The organism is Variovorax glucosi (assembly GCF_051216695.1).
GTDB lineage: Bacteria > Pseudomonadota > Gammaproteobacteria > Burkholderiales > Burkholderiaceae_C > Variovorax.
This window is the reverse complement of record NZ_JBPJZE010000163.1, coordinates 1-1,291: the sequence shown is the minus strand read 5'-3', so window position 1 is coordinate 1,291 and position 1,291 is coordinate 1. Positions and strand designations below refer to the sequence as shown.

Sequence of the window (1,291 nt, the reverse complement as noted above, 5' to 3'; positions counted from 1 at the left end):
CGACCGTTCATCAAGGCCGAGGAGGCCATCCCGAAGGCAGCCCGCTCGCCCGATCAGATCGCGCCCCGGTTCGTGCGGCTCATTGGCAAGCTGTACCGCGCAGAAGCACTGGCCAGGGACTGGGCGCCCGCGCGCCGGCTGCGGCTGCGTTCGCGCTACAGCGCCGCAGTCGTGCGCGAGATCGAGCAACTGTTGCTCACGCACCTGCACGCCGTTGCACCATCGAGCTTGCTGGGCGAGGCACTGCACTACCTGCATGGGCAATGGCCCAAACTCGTGCGGTTCGTGGACAACGGCTCCTGGCCGTTGGACTCCAACCCGGTGGAGAACGCGATCCGGCCCTTCGTCGTCGGGCGGCGTAATGCGAAGTGCGCTTTTATGCGAAGTCGCGCATGACGAAATCGGCGAAAGGGCAGATCCCGGCGGTCTGAGGCGCATCCGGATGGCTCTGGACTTCGCATAAAAGTAAGCGTCTCCTGCGGTGTCAACCCCACCTCAGGAGACGATCATGGACGCTTTTGATACCCTTCATCCGACGGCCGCGTCATGGCTTCGCTCGAGCGCACTTGCGCCGTCAGTACCTGCCTATTGGCGCTACTTGACCGAGCGGCGCTATGCGCCCAGCACGGCGCGGTCATACCTCTGCTGCCTCGCGCACTTCGCGCGATGGATTCGTCGATGTCGTCATCCGCTGGATGACATCGATCACGCGATCGCGAGGTTCATCGATGAGCATTTGCCACGCTGTACTTGCCCGTCCCTGGCGCATCGCTGTCGCCACCAAGTTCGAGCTGCACTGCAACACCTGAGAGTAGTTCTTGGGAACTCCGGGATCGTGACAGACAGACGTCGGGCCGATCCGATTGAAGAGGCACTGCACCGCTATGACGAGCATATGCAACAGGCCAGGGGCTTGGCTCGAAGTACTCGCCTTCGGCGACTGAAGATCGTGGACGCATTAATTCGCAAGGTTGCGGCGGTCACGCCGAGTGCGGAGCAACTGCGGCGATTCATTGCTCAGGAACTCGACCGCGTGTCGCCGGCCAGTGGGGGCGTGATCGCCACGGCATTGCGCGGCTACTTGCACTTCAGAGCCTTCGAAGGCGACCGTGTCGAGCATTTGTTACCGGTGATTGGGTCGCCGGCGCGGTGGCGCTTGGCGCCGCTGCCGCAGACGCTGTCGCGCAGCGATGTCGAGCGATTGCTCGATGCCTTCCCGCTTGGGCTGCCTTCTCGCCTTCGCTCATACGCGATCGTGCGGTGCTTCGTAGATCTCGGATTGCGAACCCAC

The 1,291-nt window shown here is 63.1% G+C and carries 2 pseudogenes; both read left to right on the top strand.

The annotated features are described in order from the left end of the window. A pseudogene (locus ACSFA3_RS23885) lies at window positions 1-363 on the top strand (IS66 family transposase); the annotation flags it as partial. Between the two features lie 145 nt (window positions 364-508). After that, a pseudogene (locus tag ACSFA3_RS23880) lies at window positions 509-1,291 on the top strand (integrase); the annotation flags it as partial.